We start from the raw sequence: 4,996 nt of genomic DNA, 5'->3' as shown, positions 1-4,996 counted from the left end.
CCCTCGACCGAAATCGAGTTGATCTTCTTGATGCCGTCGAGCGAACTGGCTTGCCGAATACCTTCGGGTGATGTGGGTTCCGATCGGCGGATTCGCCGTCGGCTACCTGATGATCATCGTCCTCTTCGCCGGATTCTATGGAACCCTGGAGCGGTTCAATGCCGGCGCGTTTGCCGATGCCGGCGTCGGGGTCAAGGAATGGCTGTTTTTTGCCTTCTTCACCGGCCTCGCCCAGGACTACGCAACCGTCGTCCCGGTTTCGGACGGCGCCCGCCTGCTGGTCGGAGCCCACCTCATTCTCTCGGCGGGGTGGGTAGTAGTGCTGCTCGCGGCCGTGATGTCGTCCATCGGACCCAAGTTGGAGAGAATCGCCAGACGCCACGCGGAGGAGGAATCGTGAACCGTTTGATCTGGCTGGCCCTCCGGATTGCGGCGGCGGTCGCTCTCATCGTCGCGACGTGCGGTTATGCGATCACGGGGAACCACACCGACGTCTTGCTGGGAGTGGGGTGTGCGGTCGCCATCGGCGTGGGCGTTGGCCTGCGGGGGAAGTCGAACGGCGGTCCGTGGGTCGGCATCCTGATCGGCTCGATCGTGGGGGTCGTCACGGCGTTCCTGGCCGGCGCCCTGAGCGTCGGCTGGGGTGTCATCATTCCGCCCCTTGGCCCATTGGCCGTCGGCTTGATCGGTGGGCTGGACCGGTCGTCCCTCTCAGGGTATCGGGATGTAGCCCGGGAAACGTTCGTCGTGGCGGTCCTGCTGAGCCTGGGGTTCATCCCCGCGCTCGTCGCGGGTGACGTTGCCATGGCGCCGCTGGTAGCGGCGTTCCCGCTCGTGGCCGTGCCCTGGGGCGCGCTGCTGATCGGGCTCATCAGCCGACGGCGCGCGGGATGGGACAACGCCCGGCCTCCCCGGCTCCTGGTCCTCGGCGCGGTTGCGCTGCCCGTCTTGATGGGCCTCCTGTTCGGGTTCGGCGTGGTACGGGAAGACGTCGGTTTGTCGGGCATCGCCGAGGTTCTCTGGATTGTCGTCATCCTCATCATCTCGCTCGCCCTGCTGCCGCTGACCGCGTTTCTGGCGGGACGCGCCGCTGCCACCTGGCTCCGGCCGCGCCTTGAGGTGTACGGCCAGCTCGCAGCCTACCTGCGGGTGATGTGGGTCCCGATCGGCGGGTTTGCGCTCGGTTACCTGACGATCATCTTCCTCTTCGCGGGCTTCTACGGAACCCTCGAGCGCTTCCGCCCGGGGTCGTTCGCCGACGCCGGCGCGGGCCTGGCCGACTGGGTGTCCTTCGCCTTCTTCACCGCCCTCGCCCAGGATTATGCGGCCATCGTCCCCGTCTCGGCCGGCGCCCGGATGCTGGTCGGCCTGCACCTGATCCTCTCGGTGGGCTGGGCGCTCGTGCTGTTCGCGGCGGTGATGACGTCCATCGAGCCGAAGCTCGCCCGGATCGCGCGGCGACACGCCGACGAAGACGCCAACTGACGAACATTGGAGGATTCCCGATGACCAAGAGAAAGCAGGCGAGCGACTTCCCCAAGGAGGTGCTGGCCCTCTTCGATGGCTACGTGCATGGGTTCATTCGTCGGCGCGACTTCCTGAAAGGAGCCGGGAAGGTGCTGGGCAGCAGCGCGGCCGCCGTGGCGGTCCTCGAGGCACTTCGTCCCAACTACGCGTGGGCGCGGCACGTGGCGACCGACGATGCCCGAATCCGGCAGGAGTACGTCACCTACCCTTCGCCGGACGGCTCGGGGACCATGCGCGGCTACATGGCCGCGCCCGTCGACGCGACGGAGCCCAGGCCTGCGGTCCTCGTCATCCACGAGAATCGCGGCTTGAACCCCTACATCGAAGACGTGGTCCGCAGGTTCGCCGCCGCGGACTTCGTGGCGCTGGGGCCGGACGCGCTTACCCCCCTGGGTGGCTATCCGGGCAACGACGACGAGGGCCGGGTGATGCAGCGGCAGCTCGACCGGGACACGATGATGGAGGACTGGGTGGCCGCGTTCCGGTTCCTCCGCGACCACGAGACGACCACCGGGCGCGTCGGGGCCGTCGGGTTCTGCTACGGCGGCGGAGTGGTGAATCAGCTCGCGGTCCGCCTTCCGGATCTGGGCGCCGGTGTGCCGTTCTACGGGTCGGCCGCGGCCGCGGAAGACGTGCCCTCGATACAGGCGCCCCTGATGATCCAGCTCGCGGGGCTGGATGAGCGCATCAACGCCGCCTACCCGGCCTACGAAGAGGCGCTGGAGGCACACGGAAAGTCCTTCGTGGTCCACGTCTACGAGGGAGCCAACCACGGCTTCCACAACGACACCACCCCACGCTACGACCAGGAAGCCGCCAGCCTCGCGCAGGACCGGACCATCGCGTTCTTCAACGAGCACTTGCGGGGATGAGGCCTGCCGGCCGGCCGGACTGGTGCCGGGACGGGCGGGGGACGAACATCTTCACATGACGTTCGAAATCGCATTCGTGCTGGGGCTGACGCTGGCGGCGCTGGTCCTGTTCGCCATGGACCGGCTGCGGCTGGATCAGGTCGCCATGTCGGTCCCGGTGGTCCTCCTCCTGAGCGGCATCCTCACGCCGGCCGAAGCCGTATCGGGCCTGTCGAGCCGCGCGACCGTGACCGTCGGCTCGATGCTCGTGCTCGGCCTTGGGCTCCGAAAGACCGGTCTCGTGTCCGCCATCGGGGCCTGGGCGCGCACTGCGCCCCTCGGCGGCAAGTACTCCCGCATGTTGGTGCTCTGCCTCGTCTGCGCGCTCCTCTCGCCCTTTCTCATGACCACCGCCGTCGTGATGGTGTTCCTGCCCGTCTTCGTCGCGCTCGCCGACCAGGCCGAGGAGCCGGCTTCGCGGTATCTCATGCCCCTATCCTTCGTCTCCATTCTCGGGGGCACCGTCACCCTGATGGGGACCTCCACCAACCTCGTCGTGCACGGCGAAGCGATGAGGCGCGGGTTCGACGAACTCCACATGTTCTCGATCACTCCGCTCGGCCTGATCTGCCTCGCCGTGGGTCTGGTGTATCTCTTCACCGCCGGACGGGTGCTCCTGCCGCGCCGCGTCCGGGCGCCGGACCTGTCCAGCAAGTACGACATCCGCCGCTTCGTCACGGAACTGCACGTCCCGGAGGACTCGCCCGCCAACGGCCGCTCGCTGGCCGAACTCAAGTGGGGCGAACGGTACGGCGTCACCGTGCTGGACATCGAACGGGGCGAACAGGAGATCACCGCGCCGCACGGAGACCGCCACATACGGCCGGGCGATGTCCTCTACGTGCAGGGCTCGGCGGAACGCCTTATCGAACTCGCGCGCCGGCAGCGACTCGAGACCCCGCGGGAGCGGAAGGAGCAGGGGCTTGATCTGGCCGGCGGCAGCGGCCGGCTGGTCGAAGTCCTCGTGGCGCCCGGCTCGAGTCTCGTAAGCCGGACGCTTCGCGATCTGAACTTCGCGCAGCGCTACGATGCGGCCGTGCTCGCGATCCAGCATCACGGCGTCACCGTAACGGAACGGCTGGCGGAGGTCTCGTTCCGCGTCGGCGACCTCCTCCTGGTGCACGGGACGCCGAACGCGCTCGCACGCCTCGTCGAAGATCCCGGGTTCGTTCCCGTGGGAGAAGTGAAGACGCAGACCGGGCGCAGGCCGCGGGCCGGCGTCGCCGCAGCGATCATGGTCGGCGTCGTGCTCAGCGCCAGCCTCGGCCTCCTCGACATCATGACGGCCGCGCTCTCGGGCGTCGGCCTCATGGTGTTCACGCGCTGCGTGCGCGTCGAAGAGATCTACGCGGAGATGGAGTGGATGGTCCTCTTCGTGCTGGCCGGCCTCATTCCGCTCGGCGTGGCGCTTGAGACCACCGGGGCGGCGGAGTTGCTCGCGCGCGGCGTGGTGGCGGCGACGGCGCCGCTGGGAGCGTCCGGACTCGTCGCGGCCTTCTACCTGGTGACCGTCCTCATGACGGCCATCGTGTCCAACGCGGCGACGGCCGTGATGCTCACCCCCGTCGCGATCCTCGCGGCCACGCAGGCCGGCGTGAACCCGTACGCGCTCCTCATCGCCGTCATGTTCGGCGCATCCGCCTCCTTCGTCACGCCCTTCGGCTATCAGACCAACGTCATGATCTACGGGCCGGGCGGATATCGTTTCTCGGACTTCGTGAAGGTGGGCGGCCTGCTCAACCTCGTCCTCCTCATCACGGCCAGCCTCCTCATCCCCATTTTCTGGCCCAGCTAAGCTGACCCTCGGGCTTTCCTGAAGCGCCAGCCGTACATGACGCGACCGTAGTAGTTGAACATCTTCCTCGCTTCGGGATCCTCGAAGGGGTAGTCCGCGCCGATCTGTCGCGCGGCCGCGAGTCCGGTGACGAAGGCGGTTTCCTGGCTGTTGATCAGCGTGTGGGCGCCGCAGTGCCAGCTCCGCCGTTTCCCCTGTATGAAGCGGAACAGGGGGACGAGCCACGCGACATGGCGGACGTCGTGCACGATGTGCTGGAACCACCGCCGCTCGATGACCTTCTCGTCGTCGATCTCGCTGATCGGGTTGTACGTCACCAGGCAGGGCTTGTCCGAGCGCTTCGCCCACGGCTGCTGGTTGTGCATGATGTACGTGATCTCGTAGTTGTCCGGCCGGGCGCCGTACTGCGCGATGTGGTTGCTGCGGGTCTCCAGCGCCTTCACCTCGTCATCCGGCAGGACCGAGGCGTCCGAATGCACGACCGTGTGGTTGTGGAGTTCGCTCTCGTAGCGGACCGACGAGAGGATGTAGCGCTCCAGAAACGTCGGCTCGTCCAGCATCATCAGCGTCTGGTTCGCGTTGCAGGCGAAGATCACCGCGTCGAACGTCTCCTCCACGCCGTCCTCATCCTCGACCACGACGTGCGATGGCCCTCGAACCACCCTGCGGACGGGCCGGTTGAGGTAGACCTTGTCCCGGAAACCGCCCGAAAGGCGATCATAGATCCGGCGCGTTCCCTGGTCCCACGTCTGCATGGTCGTCG

5 protein-coding genes are annotated in these 4,996 nt (G+C 67.4%); 4 read left to right on the top strand and 1 reads right to left on the bottom strand.

The window, feature by feature from the left end:
• Positions 1-70 precede the first annotated feature (70 nt).
• From OXN85_04170 to OXN85_04155, 4 genes are read left to right on the top strand one after another with little or no spacing between them, the layout of a single operon-like run.
• Positions 71-400 carry a hypothetical protein gene (locus tag OXN85_04170; GenBank protein ID MCY3599153.1) on the top strand — a complete coding sequence of 110 codons (330 nt, stop codon included), beginning with the start codon at positions 71-73 and terminating at the stop codon, positions 398-400.
• Positions 397-1,485 (top strand): hypothetical protein, encoded by a 1,089-nt coding sequence (locus tag OXN85_04165; GenBank protein MCY3599152.1) that lies wholly within the window; start codon positions 397-399, stop codon positions 1,483-1,485. Before OXN85_04170 ends, OXN85_04165 begins: the two co-directional genes overlap by 4 nt.
• Positions 1,486-1,505: 20 nt before the next feature.
• On the top strand, positions 1,506-2,399 hold the full coding sequence (locus OXN85_04160; protein MCY3599151.1) for a dienelactone hydrolase family protein: 894 nt from the start codon (positions 1,506-1,508) through the stop codon (positions 2,397-2,399).
• 55 nt (positions 2,400-2,454) lie between these two features.
• On the top strand, positions 2,455-4,233 hold the full coding sequence (locus OXN85_04155; GenBank protein ID MCY3599150.1) for an SLC13 family permease: 1,779 nt from the start codon (positions 2,455-2,457) through the stop codon (positions 4,231-4,233).
• Here the strand turns inward: OXN85_04155 and OXN85_04150 are convergent.
• The coding region (locus tag OXN85_04150; protein ID MCY3599149.1) for an FAD-dependent oxidoreductase at positions 4,230-4,996 on the bottom strand (767 nt) is incomplete at its 5' end. The two genes, OXN85_04155 and OXN85_04150, sit on opposite strands and share 4 nt — an antisense overlap.

The sequence above is a fragment of the Candidatus Palauibacter australiensis genome (assembly GCA_026705295.1).
In the GTDB taxonomy this organism is placed as follows: domain Bacteria; phylum Gemmatimonadota; class Gemmatimonadetes; order Palauibacterales; family Palauibacteraceae; genus Palauibacter; species Palauibacter australiensis.
The sequence above is the reverse complement of the archived record's forward strand: the minus strand, read 5'-3'. Positions and strand labels throughout refer to the sequence as shown.